This is a genomic window from Terrisphaera buseokensis, from assembly GCF_047521145.2.
In the GTDB taxonomy this organism is placed as follows: domain Bacteria; phylum Verrucomicrobiota; class Verrucomicrobiia; order Opitutales; family Opitutaceae; genus ER46.
The window spans coordinates 4,945,216-4,969,650 of sequence record NZ_CM134186.1 but is presented as its reverse complement, the minus strand read 5'-3'; the positions used below and the strand labels follow the sequence as shown (position 1 = coordinate 4,969,650).

11 protein-coding genes are annotated in these 24,435 nt (G+C 66.0%); 2 read left to right on the top strand and 9 right to left on the bottom strand.

All coding sequences use genetic code 11. The features are described from left to right. Positions 1-150: 150 nt before the first annotated feature. The 3 genes from ACLJEU_RS18650 to ACLJEU_RS18640 all read right to left on the bottom strand — a co-directional run bounded on the left by ACLJEU_RS18650 (position 151) and on the right by ACLJEU_RS18640 (position 3,346). Positions 151-672 (bottom strand): PEP-CTERM sorting domain-containing protein, encoded by a 522-nt coding sequence (locus tag ACLJEU_RS18650; protein ID WP_414660000.1) that lies wholly within the window; start codon positions 670-672, stop codon positions 151-153. A 233-nt stretch (positions 673-905) separates the two neighbouring features. Beyond that, positions 906-1,745: a xanthine dehydrogenase accessory protein XdhC gene (gene xdhC, locus ACLJEU_RS18645; RefSeq protein ID WP_414660001.1), complete on the bottom strand. Its 840-nt coding sequence runs from the start codon at positions 1,743-1,745 to the stop codon at positions 906-908. 20 nt (positions 1,746-1,765) lie between these two features. Then, on the bottom strand, positions 1,766-3,346 hold the full coding sequence (locus ACLJEU_RS18640; protein ID WP_414660002.1) for an alkaline phosphatase D family protein: 1,581 nt from the start codon (positions 3,344-3,346) through the stop codon (positions 1,766-1,768). Between the two features lie 109 nt (positions 3,347-3,455). Here ACLJEU_RS18640 and ACLJEU_RS18635 point away from each other — a divergent pair, with 109 nt between their 5' ends. Then, positions 3,456-5,114 carry an FAD-dependent oxidoreductase gene (locus ACLJEU_RS18635; protein WP_414661058.1) on the top strand — a complete coding sequence of 553 codons (1,659 nt, stop codon included), beginning with the start codon at positions 3,456-3,458 and terminating at the stop codon, positions 5,112-5,114. 564 nt (positions 5,115-5,678) lie between these two features. On the opposite strand, the gene ACLJEU_RS18630 is transcribed toward ACLJEU_RS18635, so the two are convergent. The 6 genes from ACLJEU_RS18630 to ACLJEU_RS18605 form a co-directional block, all read right to left on the bottom strand. Continuing rightward, entirely contained in the window at positions 5,679-8,828 is a 3,150-nt protein-coding gene (locus ACLJEU_RS18630) for a TonB-dependent receptor (protein WP_414660003.1), read from the bottom strand. A gap of 289 nt (positions 8,829-9,117) precedes the next feature. Beyond that, positions 9,118-12,159 (bottom strand): TonB-dependent receptor, encoded by a 3,042-nt coding sequence (locus ACLJEU_RS18625; protein WP_414660004.1) that lies wholly within the window; start codon positions 12,157-12,159, stop codon positions 9,118-9,120. A gap of 233 nt (positions 12,160-12,392) precedes the next feature. Continuing rightward, positions 12,393-13,931: a DUF1501 domain-containing protein gene (locus tag ACLJEU_RS18620; RefSeq protein WP_414660005.1), complete on the bottom strand. Its 1,539-nt coding sequence runs from the start codon at positions 13,929-13,931 to the stop codon at positions 12,393-12,395. Positions 13,932-13,937: 6 nt separating this feature from the next. Next, the gene (locus ACLJEU_RS18615; RefSeq protein ID WP_414660006.1) at positions 13,938-16,406 is read right to left on the bottom strand and encodes a DUF1549 domain-containing protein; all 2,469 of its coding nucleotides are present in this window, start codon (positions 16,404-16,406) and stop codon (positions 13,938-13,940) included. A 209-nt stretch (positions 16,407-16,615) separates the two neighbouring features. Next, positions 16,616-17,353: a hypothetical protein gene (locus ACLJEU_RS18610; protein WP_414660007.1), complete on the bottom strand. Its 738-nt coding sequence runs from the start codon at positions 17,351-17,353 to the stop codon at positions 16,616-16,618. Positions 17,354-17,422: 69 nt separating this feature from the next. After that, the gene (locus ACLJEU_RS18605) at positions 17,423-19,261 is read right to left on the bottom strand and encodes a monovalent cation:proton antiporter-2 (CPA2) family protein (protein ID WP_414660008.1); all 1,839 of its coding nucleotides are present in this window, start codon (positions 19,259-19,261) and stop codon (positions 17,423-17,425) included. A gap of 289 nt (positions 19,262-19,550) precedes the next feature. On the opposite strand from ACLJEU_RS18605, the gene ACLJEU_RS18600 reads away from it, so the two are divergent. Then, on the top strand, positions 19,551-24,383 hold the full coding sequence (locus ACLJEU_RS18600) for a lamin tail domain-containing protein (RefSeq protein WP_414660009.1): 4,833 nt from the start codon (positions 19,551-19,553) through the stop codon (positions 24,381-24,383). Positions 24,384-24,435 lie beyond the last annotated feature (52 nt).

Below are 24,435 nucleotides of genomic sequence, written 5' to 3'. Positions count from 1 at the left end.
TATGAGACCCAAGAAACGCGAGGAGCCACCAGCGGTGCGCGCAAGGTTGATCGGTCGATCCACCTTCGGCCGCTGGAATTCGCGTCGGTTCGCGGGATTCGCGGAAGAGTCCGGAGCGCGGAGGCGAAGACGTTGCCACCCTCCGGGCCGTCAGGCGTCGGAGCGAGCGCGGCGCATCCGCAGGAAAACGACCAGCGATCCAGCCGCGAGCAGCACCACTGTCGAGGGCTCGGGAATCGCGGCGGGCGGTCCGTCCGAAAGCAGCGCGCGCGCGGGCGGCTCCGTGGACGAGAAGGTCTTGTAGAATCCGAGCGCCGCGATCGTGCCGCCCGACGGTGTCACGTCTCCGGCAAGTGAATACTCGCCCGCGGCAAACGTCGTCGGCAGCGAAACCGCCAGGACGCCCACGACCGGCGTCGATTCCGTTCCTGACGGGAGCGAAACCGCTTCCGGCAGCAGCGAGCCGCCCGCTGCAGCCACCGAGCGAAACGCGTGCGCGTTGATCGTGCCCCAGCCGCGAAACGCACTGTGCTCAGCCGCCTGCAGCGCCGTCAGCTCGATCGCGCGCAGCGTGGTGTCAGTGCTCGCACTGCGCGGCCGCGCGTCATCGAGCGAATACGAAAAACGCAGCGCGTACGTGTCCGGTGTGAGCACTGGCCGGCGCGCGTGCATGATGTCACTGGCCGCCGCGTGGTGACCCAGGGTGGCAATTGTTTCACCGGCTTGCGCCAGCGGCTCGGAGCGTTCGCTCGTCGTCGGGGCCGCTTCCGTCCGTGGATTTGCTGTCAGCGGCGGAACTGCCAAAGCAGTTCCGGACAGCCAGAGGAGGAGGTGGCGGGTCGCACGCACGACGCGGGAATGTGCAGACGAATGTAACCTTGGCAATGCGTTTGGAGGAATACACCCTAGATTTGTCGGTTCGACGCACCTGCCACCCGATCACGTTCGGTGAGCAGCTGACCGGCGATGCTCAGGGCGATTTCGTGGGGGTGGTTGGAACCAAAATCGAGGCCCACCGGGCAGTGGAAGCCGGCGGCTCGCTCGGGAGGCAGTCCGTCCGCCAGCAATTCACGCCGCAGGACCGCCGCTTTGGCGTCACTCCCGATGACCCCGATATAGGGAAAATCCCTAGCCTGAAGGGCGCGCAGCAGGATCGGACGGTCGGTGGCGTGTCCCTGGGTCATGCACAGGAGAAACGTCGCGTCCGGCAGCGTGGCGACAAGGTCGGCGGGGTGGTCGTGACGCACCGTGCGCACATGGGCGGCGCGCGGCAGGCGGTCGAGCCATTCCGGACGCGAGTCGCAGACCGTGAGTGAGCACGGCAGCGGCAACAGCACCGGCACGAGCGCTTGCGTCACGTGGCCGGCACCGAAAATCGCGATGGGCCAGACGCGGTGCGCGGCGGGATGCGGTTCAAAATAGAGCTTCACCGAACCGCCGCAGGTCATGCCGACGTCGGCCTTGAGGCTCCAGTTGACGAATCGGGGCGGCGTTGTCGCGGCACCGGACGGACCGATCATTTCCTGTGCGAGGGCGATGGCCTGTGCCTCGACCCGGCCGCCGCCGACGGTGCCGCTGTGGCGGCCGGCCGCGGTGACGATCATCTTCGCCCCGGCGTCCTGCGGCGTGCTGCCCAAGGTTTCGACCAGCACCACGAGCACGCAGCCGATGCCGTCGCGTGCGAGATCCATGACGGTCTGGTACAGACCGGCCGGACCGGGCGGGGAGGAAGCGGAGTCGGTCATGCGGTGGCGCGCCGTGGCGCCTAGGCCCGTTGCAGCACCGGACGTCCGTCGTCGACGACAAAGGTCGCGCGCGTATGCAGCGGCGCGCCGGGCCGGGATACGTACGGCACCGTCTTGTAGGCCGTCGTCCACTGGCGGGGCGTGACCTCGCAGGTCACGTAGCCGCGTTCGCCGTTGAGGAACTTGACGAAAGGATTCTCCGCGACGGACTTTTCTCGGCCCTGTGGCACCGGCGAGCCGTCGCCGCCGGAGGAGATCGACGTCCCGACGAATTCGACGCCGACATTGCGGGAGTCGAGCTGATCGAAATCCGCGATGAGTTCGTTGGCCCAGTGGGTGTGGATGTCGCCGGTGAGCACAATCGGGTTTCTGATCTTGTGGTCGTGAAAGTGCCTCAGCACCCGGCGGCGTTCGAATTCGTAGCCGGGCCATTGGTCCATGCTGTAGTCGACTTTCGGACCGCTGGTGAGATCGACCCGCGCCATCATGACCTGCTGCGCGAGGACGTTCCAGGTCGCCGCCGAACGTTCCAGGCCGGCGGACAACCACTCGCGCTGCTTCGCGCCGAGCAGCGTGCCCTTCGGATCCATGAGGACGGGGGAAGCCGGCTTCCGGCCGTCGCCCTGCGGCTGATCGGTGCGATACTGGCGCGTGTCGAGGACGTTGAACGACGCGAGCCGGCCGAATCCAAGACGCCGATACAGCAGCATGTCCGGTCCGCTGGGGAGCGCCGACGGGCGGAGCGGCATCATCTCGTAATAGGCCTGGTAGGCCGCGGCGCGCCGGCGCAGAAATTCGTCGCGTGGACCGGGCCGGGCCGGAATGTCGCCGGCGTAGTTGTTGGCCACCTCGTGATCGTCCCAGGTCACGATCCACGGCGCGGCGGCGTGGGCGGCTTGCAGCGCGGGATCGAGTTTGTAGAGCGCGTAGCGGGCGCGGTAGTCGTCAACCGTCATGATCTCGGGGCCGTTGTGCCGCCGCACCTGTTTCTCGCGCACGGCGCCTTCGTAAATGTAGTCGCCGAGGTGAACGATGAGATCGAGATCCTCCCGCGCGAGATGCTGATAGGCGGTGAAGAGGCCGGTCTCGTAATGCTGGCACGAGGCAAACGCGAACCGCAGGCGAGCCGGCAGCACGTCGGCGGCGGGCAGGGTGCGGGTGCGGCCCTTCGGACTCGTTTCGCCACCGGCCTTGAACTGGTACCAATACCAGCGATCCGGACGCAGCCCGCCCGCTTCGACGTGGACAGAGTGGCCCCAGGCGGGATTGGCGACCGCCGTGCCGGAACGCACCACCTGCGCGAGCGCCTCGTCCTCCGCGATCACCCACGAGACTTCGACGGGTTCGGGCCGCATGCCGCCGCCGGGTTCGAGCGGCTTCGGCGCGAGCCGCGTCCACAACACCACGCTGTCCGGCGCCGGATCGCCCGACGCGATGCCCAGGGAAAATGGATACGCGGCAAAACGCGGCGAGCCGGTGACGGCCCCCAGCAGCCGCGACGATGACAGCCAGGCGGCGGCGGCGAACGAAGCCGTTCCGGCCACGAAGGCCCGGCGGCTGAAAGTCGGCGCGGAGGGGAGCGGGAACAGCGGGGACGACATGACGCGAGCAAGGTTTCCGCCGGGCGGTGCGTCAAGAATCCCCGGGGCGAGACCGGGGCTGGACAACGCCATGCCCCGTGCGCATCAAAACCGCATGCGTTACCCCCGGATGACAATGGCGGTGTGTGGAGCAATGGTCGCGAGTGCGTGGCTGCACGCCGAGGACTTCGATGTCGTCGTGTACGGCGGCACCAGCGGTGGCGTGATGGCCGCCGTCCAGGCGAAGGCGATGGGCAAATCCGTGGTGCTGGTCGGCCCCGACAAACACCTTGGCGGCCTGAGCAGCGGCGGCCTCGGGTACACCGACACCGGCAACAAGTCCGTCATCGGCGGACTGGCGCGGGAGTTCTATCACCGCGTCTGGCGTCACTATGATTCCGCCTCGGCCTGGCGCTGGCAGCCGAAGAACGAATACGGCAACAAGGGCCAGGGCACGCCGGCCATCGACGGGGCGCAGCGCACGATGTGGATTTTTGAACCGAGCGTGGCCGAGAAGGTGTTCGACGATTTGGTCCGCGAGAAAAAAATCCCGGTGGTGCGCGACGAGTGGCTCGACCGCGCGAAAGGCGTGAAGAAGACCGGCGCGCGCATCACGTCGATCACGATGCTGAGCGGGAAGACGTACACCGGCCGGATGTTCATCGACGCGACCTACGAGGGTGATCTGCTGGCGGCGGCGGGCGTCGACTATCACGTCGGCCGCGAGGCCAACCGCGTGTACGGCGAGGAGCACAATGGTGTACAGACCGGCGTGCTGCACCACCGCCATCACTTCGGCGTGTTGGCGGAAAAAATCAGCCCGTACGTGGTGCCGGGCGATCCGAAGAGCGGCGTGCTGCCGCGGATCAGCGCGGCGCATCCGGGTAATTTCGGCGAGGGCGACAAGAAGGTGCAGGCGTACTGCTACCGGATGTGCCTCACCGACCACGCGGAGAACCGCATTCCGTTCGCCAAACCGGAAGGCTATGACCCGAAGCAGTACGAACTGCTCGCGCGCGTGTACGCGGCGGGCTGGAAGGAGACGTTCGGCAAATTCGATCCGATTCCGAATCACAAGACCGACACGAACAACCACGGGCCGTTCAGCACCGACAACATCGGGATGAGCTACGACTACCCCGAGGGTTCCTACGAGCGGCGCCGGGAGATTCTGAAGGAGCACGAGACCTACCAGAAGGGCTGGCTCTATTTCATCACGACGGATCCGCGGGTGCCGAAGGACGTGCGGGACGCGATGAGCAAGTGGGGGCTGCCGAAGGACGAGTTCAAGGACAACGGCGGCTGGCCGCACCAGATCTATGTGCGCGAGGCGCGCCGGATGGTGGGCTTGTACGTGATGACGGAAAATGAACTGCGGAAGAAGAAGCCGACGCCGGACTCGGTCGGCATGGGCAGCTACACCATCGATTCGCACAATGTGCAGCGCTACATCACGCCGGAAGGCTACGTGCAGAACGAGGGTGACATCGGCGTGCCGACGGGTGGGCCGTACGAGATCGCTTACGGTTCACTCGTGCCGAAACGCGGCCAGGCCGACAACCTGCTCGTGCCGGTGTGTCTCTCGAGCTCGCACATCGCGTTCGGCTCAATCCGGATGGAGCCCGTATTCATGATTCTCGGACAATCCGCGGCCACCGCGGCCGTGATGGCCATCGACGCCAAAATCGCGGTGCAGGATGTGCCCTATGCGAAGCTCAAGGAGCGGTTGCTGCAGGACGGGCAGATTCTCAGCTACACGATGACGGCGGAAGAAAAAGCCAGGAAGTAAGCCGCAGAGTCAGGAGAGCGATGGGCAACGACGGGACCGCGACCGCCCCCGGTCGCCCGCTCTTGGCTGCATACCAGCGCCCGGGCGCTTGGCTCTGCCTCGGCAAACTTGCCGAGAGCACCCGCGGATCACGCCCGTAGGAGCACGGGTGGGATCGCTCCCCGGAAGTCCACCCGAAAATCCCCTCACTATTCACACCTGCTTTTCATCTATCAGATGACAAACAGGCGCGGCGGTTTTACTCCGGAGCGGACAGGAGGTGCTGCCATCCGGGTGACCATTCGGCGGGGTGAGGCGGGGCCCGGCGGGCTCGCGGCACCACCGCGCGGTTTGTGGATCTGGGGATGGAACAGCACGCCGATCTTACGGAGGGTGTCGCCACAGTGTCGCCGGACTTTGTGGGCGGTTCGCCCCGGTTGCGGGCGGGCGCCGACACGTTCAGCAGGCGAAAGTCGAAACGCGCTTCGTTAGGGCGGCAAGCGACCGCGGGCGGTCGCGGTCCCGGCAAATAAAAAAGGCGGGTCGCCGCGCGTTGCGCAGCGACCCGCCTTGGGAGGAAACCGTTTAGAAGCGGCCGTTCACGCCGAAGGTCATCGTGACGAAGTTAATCGTCGTACGACGCATCCGATCCTTGTATCCGACATACCAGACTTGCGGCTCGTTCAGGAGGTTGGAGACGTTGACCGAAAACCCGAGATTCGGCTTGTACTGATAGCCGGCCGAGAAGTTCAGGGTCTTCATCGTGTAACGGTATTGGTTGAGCGCCGGGGCGAGCACGCTGATGGAGGTGGGATTCTCGCCGGTGACATTATAGAGCAGGCTCGTGTTGAACTTATTGTAGCGCCAGCTGATCGACGCGTTGTACACCCATGGAATGAAGTTCGCGATGTCGCGCTTGCCGAAGTAAACCGCCGGCGTTCCGGGGCCCGGGGCCCGGCCCAGCACCGGAGTGCCGCCAGGAGTCGGTGCAGCGCCGATACCATGCTGCTCGGTCAGGCTGTAGTTGAACGACGCGGACAAGCCCTTGAGCACGCCCGGCAGGAAGGTGAACTGCTGGTTGTAGGCGAACTCCCAACCTTGGACGTAGACGTCACCGGCGTTCAACGTCGTCAGCTCGGAATAGCCCTCGTATTCGCCGTTGTAGCCGTTGTCCGCCCCGGCGCCCACGATCCCCGCCTGAAGATTAGAGACGATATAGTCGGTGATTTTCTTGTGGAACCAGCCGAAGGTGATGCTGCCGACCGGCTCGAAGTAGTATTCGAGAGTGGCATCATAGTTCGAGGCCCGCTGCGGTTTGATGCCGGGATTGTTGAACGTGATGGTGCGTGCGGTGTCGTTGGGAGTTTCGGCGGGCAGCAGGCTGCCGAGGGGAGCGCGGCCATAGCCGGTGGACCAACTCACGCGGGCCTTGAGGTTGGGCGTGATGTCGTGGAACGCATGCACGCTCGGGAAGCTCTGATCGAACTTGGCCGAGAGATTGCGGGGGTTGTTGGCGTAGTCGCGCTGGGCGGAACCGACCGGATCAGCCACCTGCTGCGCAGCCGTGCTCAAGATGCGGGAGCGGACCCAGCCGGAGGCTTCCGTGCGAATCTGCTCGAAGCGCATGCCGGTGAGGAAGCCGGTCCGGGAGAGCCAGCCCTGGGTGCCGAATCGGCCCGAGGCCATCAGGTAGGTGGCCGGAATCGTCTCCTTGAGCCGGTTCGTACCGACGAATTTCTGGCTCTCGAAATAATAGAGGTCCTCGTTCCACAGGCCGGGATTCGCCGGCTTGCCGTCGACGGTGATGCCCTCGGCCTGCCAGACGGGAATCGCGCGGCCCGTCTGCACGCGGTCATAGCTCAGGTAATTGGTGTCAGGCGCGAAGGTGACGGTGGGATCGTAGGCGGCCGTGGCCTTCGGCACCCAGCGGCGGCGTTCCTTGCTCCACTGGTCCATCTGGAGCGTACGCCAGTGAAAGCCGGTCTTGAGCGCGATCGGCGCGGTGATCGGCAGGCGGTACTTGGCGTCGATCCGGAACTGCTTCTGGATCTGGTCCGATTCGTTGCGCTGCGAGACCAGACCGTCGGTCGCGCGGGGAAGATAGTTGTTGGGGTTGGTGAAATCCGGACCGCCATTCTGAATGAAGCGCGGGTGCAGTTCATTCGCCGTCTGATCGAGGGTCCAGCCGGCGCCGCCGAAGAACACGGCGCGGCCGGGGACCTGCGCCGCCGGATCGAAGAGGCGCATGTTCAGCTGGCCGCCGCGTCCCTGGCCGCTGTTCAGCGTCGTGCGCGCGATGTTGGCCGCGTACTCGAGATTGAACGCGTTGTAGGTATGCTCGGCGTTGAAATCGACGCGACCCATGCGGACGTAGTAATTCAGCGGGCCGTCCATCTGCACATCGATGTTGTTCGTGTTCGTGCCCGCCGCGGAGGTGCTGGCGATCGGGCGGACCACCGTGACGGTGTTAGTGAACAGACCGGGCACGATGCCGGTGGTGGCGCTGGGGACCGCGGTGTTGCTGTTACCCGACGCGGCGGCGGTCACCCGGACCCGGCGGCGGTGCCGCTCGAAATTGTCGTTTTCCGTGACGCCGAGGGAGAACTTAGTGTTGTTCGACCACTTGTAATCGGTCTTGAACGCGATGCTCTGCTGCTTGCGGTTGTTGATGTTGTCCCAGGTCTGGTAGTTGAAGACCGGGGCGGGGCCATTGGCCAGGCTGGTGCGGTCGAAGATCGTCTCGAATCCGCCCACGGCGTTCTCCGAATAGAAAATATTCACCGACATGCCGAGGTTGCGCTGACCCCCGAGCACACTGAAGACCTGCTGGTGCGTGAGATTGAGGATCGGATGCGCCCGGTGATCGGAGCGCATCGGCGTCTGCTCGAGGAACGGCGGGGCCCAGCGCACGCTGAAGTTGTACGTGGTGCGGCGGTCCTCCCGCATCGAGAACGTCGAGCGGGTCTTGAAGTTGATGGTGCCACCGAGGGAGTCGGCGCCCTTGTCGGGCGTCTGGCCCTTGATGAGCTCCATGCCCTCGAACATCGCGCCCGTGATCGACTGGAGTTCGAAGGCGCGATTCGTGCCGAGCGTGGTGAGCGAGCCGCCGTCGACCGTGACGTTGTTGAGGGTCGGATCCATGCCGCGGATGTTGAAACGATAGGCGAGGCCCTCGTCCGTCGGGCTGCCGGCCACACCGGGGAGCCGCATGACGACTTCGCCTGCACTCATGTTCGGCAGGTAGCCGAAAGCATCCATCGCGATTACGTCCTTCACGTTGTCCGCGTTCTTCTTCTCGGTGATCATCGCGGCATTGCCCTCGCGTTCGCCGGTGACCTTGAAGGTCGCCAGCTGGTAGATCCCGGTGGTGAGATCAAAATCCTGCGTGGCGCGCTGGCCGGCCGTGATCGTCACGCTGCGCTTCAGCGAATCGAGGCCGATGTAGGTCGCGACCACCTCGTGCGTGCCAGCGGGGACGTTGTTGAAGGTGTACCGCCCGGAACCGTCGGTCAGTACGGACATGCTGAGGGACGGGATTTCAACCCGGACGCCTTCGAGCATGTTTTTCGTGGCGGCGTTGCTCACGGAGCCCGAAAGCGGGCTGCCGGCGTCAGCCGCGACGGACTCCCGGTTAAATGCACAGGCAAGTGCGACAATGAACGCCGCGGCGCGCAGCACGCGACCGGCGGAAATGAACAAGGCGGGGATGGGGACATCCCGGAGGGTTTGGTGCATATCAGGTCAGACTGGGGGCTGGGGGGCTTTCGCCTGCGAGAGGCGAAAGAGAGGCCGGTTGAACCGCCCTCGGTGCGGTCGGAGCGAAATTTCTACGCAGCAGGTTGGCAAGGACCAATACCAATCGCTCCTTGCCTTTGGACTTTAGCCGTGGCTACGAGCGATCCAGAAGTCCAAAAGCAAGGAGCGATTGCTATAATACCATGCGACCGGGGGCGGTCGCGGTCTCGCAAAATGAAAAGGCGGGTCGCCGCGTGAAGCGCAGCGACCCGCCGGTGGTCAAACCTGTTTAGAAGCGGCCGTTCACGCCGGCGGTCAACGTGACGAAGTTTACGATTTCGCGGCGGACGCGGTGCTTATACCCGATGTAGAACTGCTGCGGCTCGTTGAGGATGTTGGAAACATCGAACGAGAAGTTCAGCCAAGGCCGGGCCTGGTAGCCGAAGCCGACGTTCACCGTTTTCATCGAGAAGCGATATTGGTTCAGGCCCGGATTGGTGGCGTTGAACGTCGTGATGTGTTCGCCCGTGAAGTTATAAAGGATCTGGGTATTGAACTTCCGATAGCGCCAGGCAAGACGCGCGTTGGCCGCGTGCGGAATGAATCCGGCCACTTCGCGGCGCGTGAGGTAGCGGGTGCCGTCGCGCGTGCCGTGGGTGGTGATCCACGTGTAGTTGAACGAGCCCGAAAGTCCCTTGAGCGGGCCCGGCAGGAAGGTGAATTGCTGCTGGTAGGCGAACTCCCAACCTTGGGCGATGGCGTTGCCGCCATTGATGTTGGTGCGCTCCGTCCAGCCACTGTACTGACCGCCGTAGCCGTTGTCCGGGCCGTCGGCGATTGTCCCGACATCCGATGTGATGATGAAATCGCGGATGTCCTTGTGGAACCAGCCGACCGTCAGGCTGCCGACGGGTTCGAAGTAGTACTCAATCGTGGCGTCCCAGTTGGTGGCCGTGTACGGCCCGAGACCGGGGTTGTTGACGGTGACGGTCTGGGTGGCCTCGCTGGGCGTCTCACCGGGCAGCAGGTTGGCAATCGGCGGACGGCCGTAGCTCGTCGAGTAACTGGTCCGGAGCTTGATGTCCTTCGTGAGATCGTGAAACGCGTGGATGCTCGGGAAGCTCTTCGTGTACTTGCCCGGGTTCTCGCGGTAATTGTTGGCGTAGTCGCGGTCCGCCCAGCCAATCGGGTCGAGGGCCTGCTGCGCCGCGGTGCTGAGGACGCGGCCGCGGACCCAGCCGCGGGCGTTGGTCTTCGTGGTCTCGAAACGCATGCCGCCGAGATAACCCGTGCGGGCGAGGAGGCCCTCGGTACCGAGGCGGCCCTGCGCCATGAAGTAATAGGCCGGGATTTCTTCGCTGAGCCAGCGCGTGCCGGTGTACTTCTGCTGCTGGTTGAAATAAAGATCCTCGACCCAGAGCGCCTTGTTGGTCGGCCGACCGTCGGTCGTGAACATGTGTGACTGCCACACCGGTATCGCTCGGCCGGTCTTGATCCGGTCGTAGCTCACATAGGTGGGATCATTCGGCAGCGCCGGGCCACCGGGAGCGTAAGCCCAGCGATGGTTGTCCAGCGTCGCCGAATCCATGTTCAGTTCACGCCAGTGGAAACCGGTCTTGAGATTCAGCGGCGTCGCGATCGGCACCGTGTAGCGCATGTCGAAACGGAACTGTTTCAGGAATTGATCGTTCTCGGCGCGGTTCTGCACGAGGCCGTCGGTCGGACGCGGGCGGTAGTTCGCCGGGTCGTTGAAATCAGGACCGCCGTTGGCGAGGAAGCGCGGGTGCTGCGCATCCTGCGAACGATCGAGAATCCAGCCGGAACCGCCGTAGACGAACAGCCCGGTCGCGGGATTCACGCTGCCGTTGCGCATGTTGAGCGTGCCGCCCTTGCCGTTGCCGCTGTTGAGGTGCGTCGTCGCGAGACTGCCGGCGTACTCGATCAGGAGCCGGCCGTAGTTGTGTTCGCCGCTGGCGTCGAGGCGACGCATGCGCACGTAGTAGTTGAGCGGGCCGTCCATCGTGACGTCGATCTGGGCCGCAGTGACGGGACGAACAACGGTGATGTAGTCGTTGAACGCACCGGCCACGACCCCGGTCGTGGTGGCGTTGGGCACGGTGGTGTTGCCACCGGTGAAGGCGCGGACGGTCACGCGGCGGCGCATCCGCTCGAAGTTGTCGTTGCCGGTGACGCCGAGGGAAAACTTCGTGTACTGCGACCACCGGTAGTCGGCCTTGAGGTTGAGGCTCATTTGCTTCCGGTTGTTGATATTGTCCCACGTCTGGTAGTCCCACACCGGTGCCGGGCCGTTGATGAGATTCGTATAATCGAAGATGTTCGCGAAACCGCCGACGGCGTTTTCGCTCCAGAAGAGATTGGCGGAGACGCCGAGATTCCGGGACTCGCCGAAGACGCTGAAGACTTCCTGATGCGAGACGTTCAGGATGGGGTGGGCGCGGTGCTGGGATCGCATCGGCGTCTGCTCGAAGAACGGCGGCGCGTAACGCATGCTGAAATTGTAATTCGTACGGCGATTCTCGCGCATCGAGAACGTCGACCGCGTCTTGAAGTTCACCGTGCCGCCGAGCGAGTCCGCGCCCTTGTCGGGCGTGTGGCCCTTGATCAGCTCGAGCGCGTCGAACATTGTGCCGGTGATGCTCTGCAGCTCGAAGCTGCGATTGGTGCCGAGCGTGGTCATCGACTGGCCGTCGACGGTGACGTTGTTCAGCGTCGGATCCATGCCGCGCATGTTGAAGCGGTACGCCAGACCTTCGTCGGTCGGGCTGCCCGCCACCCCGGGCAGGCGCATGACGACTTCGCCGGCGCTCATGTTCGGCAGATTGCCGAAGGAATCCATGGCGATGACGTCCTTCACGTTGTCGGCATTCCTCTTTTCGGTGATCATCGCGGCGTTGCCCTCGCGCTCGCCGGTGACCTTGAACGTCTCGAGTTTGTAGATACCGGTCGTCAGCTCGGCGTCGCGGGTGGCCCGGGCCGCAGCGGTGACGTTCACCACGCCGCGGGAAGCATCAAGGCCGATGTAGCTGATCACGATCTCGTGGGCGCCGACCGGCACGTTGGGCAGCGTGTAGCGGCCCGTGTTGTCCGTGAGGGTCGAGATTTTGAGCGTGGGCAACTCGATGCGCGCGCCTTCGAGCATGTTGCCGGAGGCCGCATTGGAAACGGCCCCCGAGATGGTGCCGGTTTCCGCCGCGCGGAGCGCCGATGGGATGAGGAGGGTCAGCGACAGGAGCAACGCCAGCGAACGCAGCAGGCGTCGGGCGGAAGGGAGCAGGCAGGTGCGCGTAACAGCCAAGGGTGTTGGGTGCATGACGGTCGGGGTGGGGGATGAAGGGGCCTTCGATCGCAGCGAACTTATCGAAGGGGATCGGTACAGGCCGATCCGGGTAACGGTCAGGAGGGAAATTTCTCCGCCGCCGCGAGGCAAGGGGGAAGTCCTTGGTCGCACGAATGAGCAGCCGCTCCCGATCCCGTTAAAACCGTCAACGGCACGAAGGCCGCGGAAACCCCGGGGCGACCTGATCCGCCGCCGGTGGGGACGCTTCAGCCGAAGAGTTCGCGCACAGCTTTGCCCTTGCCGTCGACTGTGACGTAGAACGGCCGCTTCTCCACGTCGTAGCCGTGGTTCGCCGGAATGCCCAGCGCGCGATAGATCGTGGCGTGCAGATCGGTGATGGTGACCGGATCCTTCAGCGTGCGGCAGGGCCGCTCGTCGGCCGTGATGCCGTGCACATGGCCGCGCTTCATACCGCCGCCAAACAGCAGCACGCTGCCGGCCGCGGTGAAGTGACGGTGCATGCCGTAGTGCTTCGGGTCGTTGATCACCTCGGGCACTTCAACCTGGTTCTTTACGCCTTTCTCCGGCTTGCCCTCGACCATCATGTCGCGGCTGAACTCGCTCGCGAGGATGATCAGGGTGCGGTCGAGCAGGCCGCGTTCCTCGAGGTCGCGCACGAGCTGCGCGATCGGCGCATCGATCATTTGTTTCATGCCGACCAGACGCGAGTGTCCGTTCTCGTGCGTGTCCCAATTGAGAAACGGAATGTACTCCGTCGTGATTTCGATGAAGCGCGCTCCGACCTCGCACAGCCGTCGCGCGAGCAGGCAGCCGAGGCCGAAGCGACCGACCATGCCTTCCTCGTATTTGCCGCCAAAGCGATCCCGCGGCGTGTCGAAACGCATGCCGGGCTCGTAGGCGGGATAATATTTCCGCACGCGATCCAGCGGCTCGAGCGCGAGATCAAACGCCTTGGACGCCGGCGAACTCAGCAGGCGGTGCGCGTTGTCCATCGACCGCAGCAGCGATTCCTGCTGGTAGCCGCTGCCCTCGCGTCCGATCGGACTCGCGGCGAGAAGCTCGCGGTAGAATTTGTCGCGATCGGCGAACCGACCCGGGCTCATGCCCGCCGGCGGACGCACCGCGCTGGCGGCGAGTTCCGGGAACGGCACGTTGAACGGCCCGTACTCGCTGCCGAGAAAACCCGCGGTTGTGAAGGCCTTCAACTCCTCGCCTTCACCGAGATCGAAACGCTGGCCGATGTTAATGAACGCCGGCACGGCCGGATCGAGCGGGCCGAGGGTTTTCGAAATCCAGGCACCGAGGTGCGGGGCCGCCACCGTCTGCGGCGGGACGTAGCCGGTGTGCCAGTTGAACTGGTGACGCGAGTGCAGGATGAAGCCGAGATCCGCCGACTGCATCGTGCGGATCAGCGTCGCCCGATCCATGACCTGCGCCATCTGTTCCAGGCCGGCGGAAAACTGCACGCCGTCGACGTTCGTGGGAATCGACGGGAACGTGCTGAGCACCTCGTTCGGATTCAGGCCGGCGGCGTAGGGCGTGTAGCGCTTCGGGTCGAACGTCTCCGTGTGCGCCATGCCGCCCGCCATCCAGAGCACAATCACGCGATCGGCCGTGGGCTTGATGGTCTCGGTGGGCTCGGCGGCGAGCAACGACCGCGGCGCGCCCGCGGCGAGGGCGGCGAGCGTCGCGGCGGACGCGGTCTTGAGAAAGTCGCGACGCGACCAGTGGTCCGGCTGGCTCCGGCGGAAGGCGTCTTGCAGCAGAAGGCGGTTAAGATTCATGGCCGGTCAATAAATGAGTTGGAATTCAGGGAGCATCGTCAGCGCCCACAGCAGGTCCTCGACGCCTTCCGCTTTCGCGGGCGAGCCGACGAGCCGGCTCGCCACCGTGAGTTCGGCCGCGGTGGGTTTTCGACTGAGCGTCTGCTGGTAAAGCGTGGTGATGAGCGCCGCGGGTTGGTCGGGCTGCGCCGTTACGATGCGTTCGGCCCCGTCCTTGAACAACGCGGCCAGCGTGTTGCCGTTGGTGAGCTCGAGCGCTTGCAGCGTGGTGGCGGTGCTCTGCCTGACGGTGACGATCTGTTCGCGATTGGGCCGGCCGAGCGCCACCATCAACGGATCGGCGGCGACCAGCGCGGCGCGTTGCACGGGCAGCGTGTCCTTCGTGGCCGCGGCCACGTCGAGGAAATGCCGGCCGAGGCGCCACGGCGCGAGGTCGATGCCGCCGAGTTCCTCCGCCGGCGCGGGCGTGGCGGCGGGACCGTGCGTCCACGTGCGATCGGAAACGAAGTCCATCACCGTGTCCGCGGCGCGGATACGCGCGTAAAGCAGGAGGCCGGCCGGGCTGTCGGTGGGCGGCCTGGCCTCGGGGGCGAGCGCGCGGCCGTCGTCGGGCGGCAGATTCGCGACGGTCACCTCGACCGTGTTCGCGCCGGGCTTGAAGTGGGCGGCGACGTCGAGGAAGTCCGTCAGCGTGCTGTTGCGCCGGCCCGACGCGGCGGCGTTCTTGCCGTTGATCTTGAGCGTGTAGTTGTCGTCCGCGGCGATCGCGATGACGGCTTCGGTGGGGGCCTCCGCCAGCGTGACCTCGCGGCGGAAAATCACCTGGCCCGGCTTGGTCTTCACCTCGGCCCCGGGCGTGCTCCAGATCCAGCGGGGTTGCAGCGGCAGCGCTGATTTTTCCTGCGACTGCAGCGCGGCCTGGCGGTTGAATTTCGCATCGGTCCTGGCGTATTGCGTGCGCGCCAGGGTGACGACGGCGTCGGAAAACTGCTCGGCGCTCAGCCGGCGCACCGCGGGGCCGCGAAACACAAAATTCTCCTCGGTCTCGCCGAGACTGACCGACGGCAGCTGGTAGGCGCGGGAGGTGAGGATGCGCGTCATCAGATGTTTCAGGTTATAGCCGTGGGCTGCAAAATCCTCGGCCAGCCAGTCGAGCAGCGCCGGCGACCACGCGGGATGATCCATTTCGTCGACCGGCTCGACCAGGCCGTAGCCCATGAAACGCTGCCAAAGCCGGTTGACCACGGTGCGCGGCAGGCGCCCGTTCTTCGGGCCCGCGATGATGGCGGCGAGTTGCTGTTTGCGGTCGGCGGGTGCGACGCTGCCGTCGATCGCGCCGAGTTCGTCGTAGAGGAACTTCACGCGCGCGGTGTGGCCGGTGGGCTTGTCGCACTCGGCGATCTCCAGAGGGCCGTCGGCGTAGATGCTGGCGAGGCCATACGAATCCTTGAGCGTGTACTCGTTGATGAAGCTGTCGTGACACGAGGCGCACTTCAGGTTCACGCCGAGAAACACCTGCGCGATGCCCTGCGCGGCCTGCATCGGCGGCACCATGCTCGCGTTGACCGCGCCGCGCCAGAGGATGCCTTTCGTGAAACCCTCGGCCTCGGCGCCGGGATTGATCAGCTGCGCGACGAACTGATCGTACGGCAGATTGCGCGCGAGCGCGGAGTAGAGCCACCCGGTGATCTGCTTGCGGCCGCCGTCGATGTAGCCGGTGCCCTTGTAATCGTTTCGGAGGAGATCGTTCCAGAAACTCAGCCAGTGTTCCGCGTAACGCTGGTCGTCGGCGAGCAGGCGCTCGACCAGGCGGGCACGTTTGTCGGGCGCGCGATCAGCGACGAAGGACTCCAGCGCCGCGGGCGGCGGCAACAGGCCCACGACGTCGAGCCACACGCGCCGCGCGAACAACCGATCGTCCACCGGCGGGGCCCAGCGTCCGTTTTTCTGGGTGAAATAGGCGTCGACGAGGCGATCGACGGGATGATCGAGCCCGGCCTTCGCGGGCGGCGGCGTGAGCCCGCGGGCGCGCAGGTTCGCCGGCTCGTGCTTGAAAAACGTGATCTCCTGCGGCCACGGCATGCCTTGATCAATCCACGCGCGGAACAGGCTGACCTGCGCGGGCGTGAGTTTCTTGCCCTTCTGCGGCATCACGTTGTCGGGCGTGAGGCCGGAGATCATCTCGATGACGAGGCTTTCGGCGCTTTTGCCGGCGACGGCCGGCACGCCGGTTTCACCTCCCTCGAGAAAGTCCCGGCGTGTCTCGAGGCTGAAATCGCCCTTGTTCTTGCCGCGGGCGTGACACTGGACGCAGCTCGCCTCGAAGATCGGCTGGATGTCGCGGACGAAATCAACGCGTTCGCGCGCGGGTGCAGGGAGTTGCGCGCGCTTCTCCGGCGGCAGCGCGGCATGCGCGGTCGAGGTGGCACCGGCTAACAGGACGAGAACGGCGAGAAGGGATGCGGCGTGGAACATGGAATCGGCTGCGGTCGGAGGCACGGGGTGCGGCAACGTGAATCAGGTTTGCCACTGAAGCCAGCACGGGCTTGCGGGCAAGTCGGGAAGCGGGAGCGGCCTGTCGGGCGTCGACCATCCGTGGCATGCGACCCTTTGGGACCGCGACCGCCCTCGGTCGCTTCTGGCCGATCAGCCACCCGGGCGGTCCCAGTCCCATTCAAGCCATCTCACCGCCGCCGGCTGATGCTGATCTGCAACGACACCGGCTGCCGCGGGCGAGCGAGGTACTTTACGATCGCACGGGCGGGGCACAGCACGAGGATCGTCCTCCCGTTCTCCTCTTCCGCTCCGTTGACCATGCCGGCGACTTTGCCGGTGGCGGCATTGAGCAGCGGGCTGCCGCTTTGCGACTGCGGCGTGACGGCCTCCCCGAGCCGGACCTTGATCAGGTGGCCGGCATCTTCCACGACGCGCGCCTCGATCCAGACGTAGCCGGCCTCGTGGTCGCGGCTCTTGTTGGGGAACCAGAAGGCCGTGCCGACTTCGTAACGCTCCACGGCTTCGAGCTGCAGTTTCGTGCCCTCATCGAGGGCGCCGGTCAGCGGCAGCAGCAGGAAATCGTCGGCCACGTGCCGCGGGGTCGTGATCGCCGTGCGCAGCGGCCGGCCGAGACTGGTGCGAAAGGTCGCGAGCGGGCGCTCGGAGTAGACGTCCAGCCACGTCGCGGAGTGCAGGCCGCCGGCGTTGAAATTCAGAAAGTGGATACTCGTGACGCCGTAGGTTTTCCCCTCGTGCGCGATCACGTAGCCCGTGCCCTGCAGCGTGGTCTCCGAGTTCGCCCAGAGGAACTGCGGCTGGAAAAGAAGTTTCCCGTCGGGACGGGAGGCGTCGGTCGCCCTCAATCCGTTCGCGAGCTGCACAGCCAGCACGGCGCAACCAAGCAGCGCAGGGAAACGGAGACGCATCGAAACGAAGGAGATCACGGTGAGGGCCGGAACCGGCGCCCGGCTTTAGAAACGGGCGGGCGGTTCAAGTCACTTCATTTTCAACTCGTCGCGCGGCAGAGGTTGCGGCGCGTCGCTTGCGAACATCCGCTCGAACGCCTCGATGTGCAGCCGCGCGTTCTTGAAATATGCGTCGTCGTCCTCCCAGTACTGCGCGAGGTCGCGCACGCTGCGCTCGTCGTGCTGCTTGAACCGGAGGGCCGCGCGTTTCGCGTGCGACGGCTTCAGGCCGAGCGCGCGCATCACGTCGACGCCCAGATCGAGCGAACTGCCGAGCGTCTCGCGATAGAACGTCTGCACGCCGCGCTTCTGGAACTCGTACGCATGGACGCGGCCCACGGCGCGCGCGAAGATCTGCAGGTGCGGGAAATGTTTCTGCACGGTCTCCGCGAGCGCGACGGCCTTCTGCTCGTCGTCGATCGCGATCACGATGATCTTCGCGCGCGCCGCGCCGGCCGCGTGCAGCAGATCGAGGCGCGTGGCGTCGCCATAAAACACCTTGATCCCGAGCCGTCGGATGATCTCGACCTGCTCGGCGTCGAGGTCGAGGACGGTCGTGCCGATCGCGTTGGCGCGCAGGAGCCGGCCCACGATGTGACCGAAACGTCCGAACCCGGCGATGATCACCGGATTTTCCTGCGAGGCGGCATCGATGGCGTCAGCGGCGCGTGCCGTCGCTGGTCGGCGCGCGAAGCGGGGCTGGACGACCTTCTCGTTGAAGACAAACAGCAGCGGCGCGGCGGCCATCGACAGCGCCACCGCGGCCACGAGCGGCGACGTCTCGGCTGGGCTCATGACACCGTGTTGCGCCACGAACGACAACAGCACGAAGGCAAACTCGCCGCCCTGCGCGAGCGCGAAGCTAAAGAGCAGGCCCTCGGGCGTGCTCAGTTTGAACACCCGCGAGAGCACCAGCAGCACGGTGAACTTCACCGCGAGCAGACCCGCGACGAGCGCGGCGATCGTCCCCGGTTGGGCGCGCAGCAGGCCGAAGTCGATGTTGGCGCCGACGGTGATGAAAAAGAGCCCGAGCAGCAGGCCCTTGAACGGCTCGATGTCGGCCTCGAGTTCGTGCCGGTACTCGCTGTTGGCGAGCACCACGCCGGCGACAAAGGTGCCGAGCGCGGCGGACAGCCCGACGAGTTGCATCGCGAGCGAGATGCCGATGACGAGCAGCAGTGCCGCCGCGGTGAAGAGTTCGCGCAGGCCGGTGCGGGCGATGGCGCGAAAGATCGGATTCACGAGATAACGGCCGCCCGCCACCACCGCGCCCACGGCCAGGATGACGAGGCTCGCCTGTTGCCAGCCGGGCAGGGTGGCGATGCCGGTCGCGGCGGCGGGAGTCGGTCGGCCGCCATCGGCCAGCAGCGGCAGCAGCGCGAGAATCGGGATGACGGCAATGTCCTGAAACAGCAGGACGGCGAACGACGCCTCGCCGGCCGGCGTCTTGAGTTGACCGCGTTCCTGCAGGGATTGCAGCACGATCGCGGTCGATGACATCGCGAGAATCACGCCCGTCGCGATTGCGATTCGCGGGGCGAAGCCCAGCGCCAGGCCGATGCCCGCGACGACCACCGCGGTGCCGGCCACCTGCAGGCCACCGAGGCCGAAGAGTTGCGCGCGCATCGCCCAGAGGCGGGCGGGCTGCAGTTCGAGTCCGACGAGAAACAACATCATCACGACGCCGAACTCGGCGAAGTGCATCACGTGCGTCGCCTGATCGCCGACGAGGTTGAAGACGTGCGGACCGATGAGCGTGCCGGCGAGGAGATAGCCCAGCACCGAACCCAGCCCGAGGCGCTTCGCGACGGGCACGGCGATGACCGCCGCGAGCAGGTAGATGAAGACGTGGAAGAGGACGGAGTCCATGGGAGCGGGAGAGACGTGGGACGGGAACGAGTCGCGGCGTCGGAGCGAACCGGCACCACCCGCCCGCGCGGTCGGCGGGGTGACCGCCCGCGGGAGCGTGAGGGAACGAGGGACCAGTTGCCGCGCGTAATCAACCCGCGATCACCGAGACTCCAGGCGACAAGCCGCATGGCCTCGCTCGGTCGTGCATCGCGGCGGAGCGCCCAAGGCGATCCGGACTTTACGCTGGCTTAACAATAAGTCGTCGAATCGTCACACGGGATTAACGAGACCCCGCCATGCTGCGGCCATGAGCTTCGCTCTTCTTCGCGCCATCGAACGTTCGCCAAAGCTGGGCCGGATCCGCTTTCAGGTGCGGATGGTCGCCTTCGTCGCCACCGCGCTCTTCCTGCGCTACACGCTGGGGGCTGCGCCGGTGCTCAACGAAATCATGGTTCGGCCGGGGGCGGCGTTCCCGGAGAACACGGCGCTCGAGTTCATCGAGGTGCACAATCCCGACGCCATGGCCGTCGATCTGTCGGGGTGGGCGATTACGACCGGCGCCGATTTCACCTTTCCCGCGGGCACCACGATCACCGCCGGCGGATTCCTTGTGGTTGCAGCCAATCCGACCGCCTTGAAGGCCGGCAATCCGGCAGCGGCCGGCGCCACCGTGCTCGGCCCTTGGAAAACCGGCGCGACCCTCGCGAACCGCGGTGAAAAAATCACCTTGTCCCGCCCGGGTGCGACCGCCGGCACGTGGACCGACGTCGACCTTGTTACCTACGCCAACGAAGGCGACTGGGCGGTCCGCACGCGCGACACGCTCGGGGGTTGGTCCTGGGTCAGCGCGGCCGACAGCGCCGGCTCCTCGCTCGAGCGCCGCACGCCGTCGCTCGCCAAAAATTCCGGCCAGGCCTGGGGCGCCTCGACCGCTGCGGGCGGCACGCCCGGAGCCGTCAACTCGCTGCGCGTTGCCAATGTCGCGCCGCTCATCACCGGCGTGAAACATGAGCCGGCGGTGCCGCGGAGCACGGATCCGGTGACGATCTCCGCCAACGTCACCGACGAACTTTCCGCCGGCGCGGCCGCGGTGACGGCGACGTTGTTCTGGCGCGATGCCACGAGCGCGACGCCCGGGGCGTTCCAGAGCGTCGCGATGGTCGGGGATGCGACGGGAACGTTTTCCGCCACGCTCGATCCGAAGGCCGACAAGACCATCGTGGAATTTTATGTGCAGGCCGGCGACGGTGCGTTGAACCGAACGTGGCCCGCCCCGACCAGCGAGGGGCAGACGGCGAATGCCGTTTACCAAGTGGACAACGAGGTCATCGCCGGTCCCGCACCCGCGTACCGGCTGATTCTCACTGGTGCCGAAAACGCCGCGTTCAACACCTACACGGGCGGTGGCGGCACGACGACTCCGGGCCGGCCGGGTGGGGGCGGCGCGGGCGGCATCGGCGATCGCATGTTCAATTTCACGCTCGTCGCGTCGAACGGCGACGACACCACGATCCGCTATCTCGCGTCGATGCGCGTGCGCGGCAACAGCAGCCGCAATTATACCATCAAGCCGCTGCGCATTTCGCTGCCGTCCGACGATCGCTGGGACGGCATCAGCGATTTCCTAATCAACCCGCGCGGCGCGCCCGTGCAGTTTCTCGCCCACCGGATTCAGCGCGCCGTCGGGCTCGTGGCCGCGGACGTGGCGCCGCTCGAAGTTCGCCGCAACGGGGTCGAATACGCCGTCACGACCTCCGCCACGGCCGATCACGGCCAGCTCGTCCGCGTGGAAGAGATCAACGGCGACTACCTCGACCACCACTTCCCGCTCGCGACGTCGGCCCAGATTTATCGCAAGGTCGCCGTTTCCGGCTGGGCCCACACCGCTGCCGCGCCCGCCAATCCCGATCTCACCTGGAGCGGCTGGTCGAAGCAGAACAACAGCGCGCTCAACGACTGGTCGGACGTGATGAATTTCTCCAAGGTGTGGCAGGACACCGCCGCGTCGCATTTCACGGGCGCGACCGCGGGGAACGTCGCCGCCGGCACGTGGAACGGCGTGCCGTTCACCGATGCCGAGGTCGCCACGCTCTCGAACGTGGCCGATCTCGACTACCTCGCGCGCTGGCTCGCGGTCATGACGATCATGCCCAACGGCGAGGAGAATCTCTCGACCGGCGAGGACGACGACTACGCGGCGGCGTTTGTCAGCGACGGCCGGACGAACCGGATGATTCTGGTGCCGCACGACATGGATACGACCTTCGGCCTCGGCGAGGTGACCGTCGCCGCGACGGCGAAGGGGCTCTACGACGCCACGGAGACGTTTGCGCAGAGCGGTGGTGGGTTCGCGGATACGCTGATGAAACCGCTGCAGCCCCTGCTCGGTGACAGCACGAGCCCCGGGAACGCGGCCTTCCGGCAGAAATACCTGACCGCGATCCGCGAGTTGTTCGGCTCGGTCTTCGACGCCGACACCACCAGCAACGCGAACCCGGCGTTCTACCAGTTCGTCGACAATCATCTCGGCACCTGGGCGCCGGCGTCCTACCGCACGCAGATCAAGACCTTCATGACGCAGCGCCAGGCGTTCCTGCTCAACCTGGTCGGAGCCGCGAAGATCGTCCCGCCCACCGGGACGTCCACGTCCACGCTCGCGGCGACGGCCACGCCCGCGTTGCGGATCAACGAGGTGCTGGCCACGAACACAAAGATCGCCAATGGCGCGACGTTCCCCGACCTCATCGAGCTCCACAACGCCGGCCCGACCGCCGTCGATCTGGCCGGCCGGAGTCTGAGCGATGATCCGGCCACGCCGCGCAAGTACATTTTCCCCGCGGGCACGACTCTCGCCGCCGGCGGCTACCTGGTCGTGTATGCCGACACGGATACGACCGCCCCGGGCCTGCACACCGGCTTCGCCTTGGATGCGGAAGGCGACCAGGTCCTGCTCTACGACAATGTCGCCAGCGGCGGCGCGCTGCTGGATGCGATCACGTTCGGCATTCAGATCCCGGATTTCTCGATCGCGCGCACCGGGGCGAACGCGGCCACGTGGGCGCTGACCACTCCGACGCCCGGCGCCGCCAACGCCGCGGCCACCGCGCTCGGCAGTGTGTCCGCCGTGAAGATCAACGAGTGGGCGGGACGCATCAGCTTCCGCGTCGATCACGATTTCGTCGAACTCTACAATGCCGCGGCGCAGCCCGTCGCGCTCGCGGGCACCCGGCTGACCGACGACACCGTGAATTATCCGAGCCGCTTCACGTTTCCCGCGCTCAGCTTCATCGCGGCCAACGGTTATCTCCCGTTGTTCGGCGCCGATCTGTCCTTCGGCCTCGATGCCGACTTCGACGTTGTCGCGTTGATCGGCGAGAACGGCGCGGTGGTCGATCAGATCGATTTCGTGGCGCAGCCGGCGGATCATTCCACCGGCCGCACCACGGATGGCGCGACGGCCTTCAGCGACTTCTCCTTGCCGACGCCCGGCCTGAGCAACGCGACGGCGCTGCCCGCCGCCTACGCGGCGCTGCTGGCCAATCTTCGGATCACCGAGCTCATGTACCAACCGGTGGCCGCCGCCAGCGCGGGCGATTACGAGTTCATCGAGCTACAGAACATCGGTGCGGCGACGCTCGATCTGAGCGGCGTGCGTTTCACCAACGGCCTCGACTACACGTTTCCCGCGGGCACGACGCTGGCCAGCGGGGCGTTTATCGTCGTGGCGAAGAACCGGACGGCATTTGCGTCCCGCTACCCGGGCGCGGTCGCGACGCTTGCGCCGAATCAGTTCGCCGGTGCGCTCGACAACAGCGGCGAGACGATCGCGTTGACGCTGCCGGCGCCGTGGTCCGTGCACATTCTCAGTTTTCGTTATGAGTCGACGTGGTCCGCGCTCGCCTCCGGCGGCGGCTATTCGCTCGTCGTGCGATCGCCGGTCACGACGCCGGCGCGTGACTGGTCGCGAAGTGCGGTCTGGCGCGCGGCCTCGGCGGTCAATGGCAACCCCGGCGCGGCCGACGCGGGAGGCGTTGCGATTGCGCTCGCGACGACGGGCACGGTGACGACCACCGCGGGCAGCAGCACGACGCTGCGCGTGACGGCGAGTGCCGACGCCGCGGTGACGTTCCAATGGCAGACGCTGGTCAATGGCCAGTGGGTGGCGGTGCCGGGAGCGACCGCTTCCACATTCACGATCGTGAGCACGCAGACCTTCAACGCCGGCACGTATCGCGTGCTGGTCAACGCGGCCAACGTTACGACACCCAGCGAGAGTGTCGTCGTGGCGGTTGCCGCGGCCGTGACGACCGGCGCGCGCCTCACGAATCTCGCGACGCGCGCGACGTCGCTCACCGGCGCCAACGCGCTCGTGCCGGGCTTCGTCGTCACGGGCTCCGGGAGCAAACGGCTGCTCATTCGCAACGTCGGACCGACGCTGTCGGCGTTCGGCGTGAGCGGCGTGCTCGCCGATCCGCAGCTCACGTTGAAGCGTTACGATGCGGCCAGCGCGGCGTACGTGGACGTCGTCGCGAACGACAACTGGGGCACCACGAACGGGCTTTCCACCCTGACGACCACGACGGCCTCGCTCGGAGCGTTTGCACTCACGTCGGGCAGCGCGGACTCCTCGCTGCTGGTCGATCTTCCGCCGGGCCAGTACTCGGCCGCGACGGGCGGCGCCAACAACGGCACCGGCATTGCGTTGGTGGAAATCTACGACGCCGACACGACCGCCGCGACGGCGAAGCTGGCGAACATCGCCACGCGGGGCTTCGTCGGCACGGGCACCGACATCATCGTGGCCGGTTTCGTTATCGCTGGTGAGGGCGCCAAGACCATCCTCGTGCGCGCGATCGGGCCGACGCTCAGCAGCTTCGGATTGACCGGCGTCCTCGCCGATCCGCAGCTCGCGATTTTCCGCGGGAGCGAAAGCATTCTTACCAACGACAACTGGTCGGGCGGCACCACGGCGGTCTCGACGGCAAGCGTGGCCAGCCAAGTTGGCGCGTTTGCCCTGCCGACCGGCAGCAAGGATGCAGCCTTTGTCGTCACGCTGCCGGCCGGCGCCTACACCGTCCAGGTGAGCGGCGTGGCCGGTGCCACCGGTTTGGCGCTCGTGGAAATCTATGAGGCGCCGTGAACAGACACCGCCGCAGCCGTCGTGGGGACGGCGGCTGCGGCCCCCCATTCAC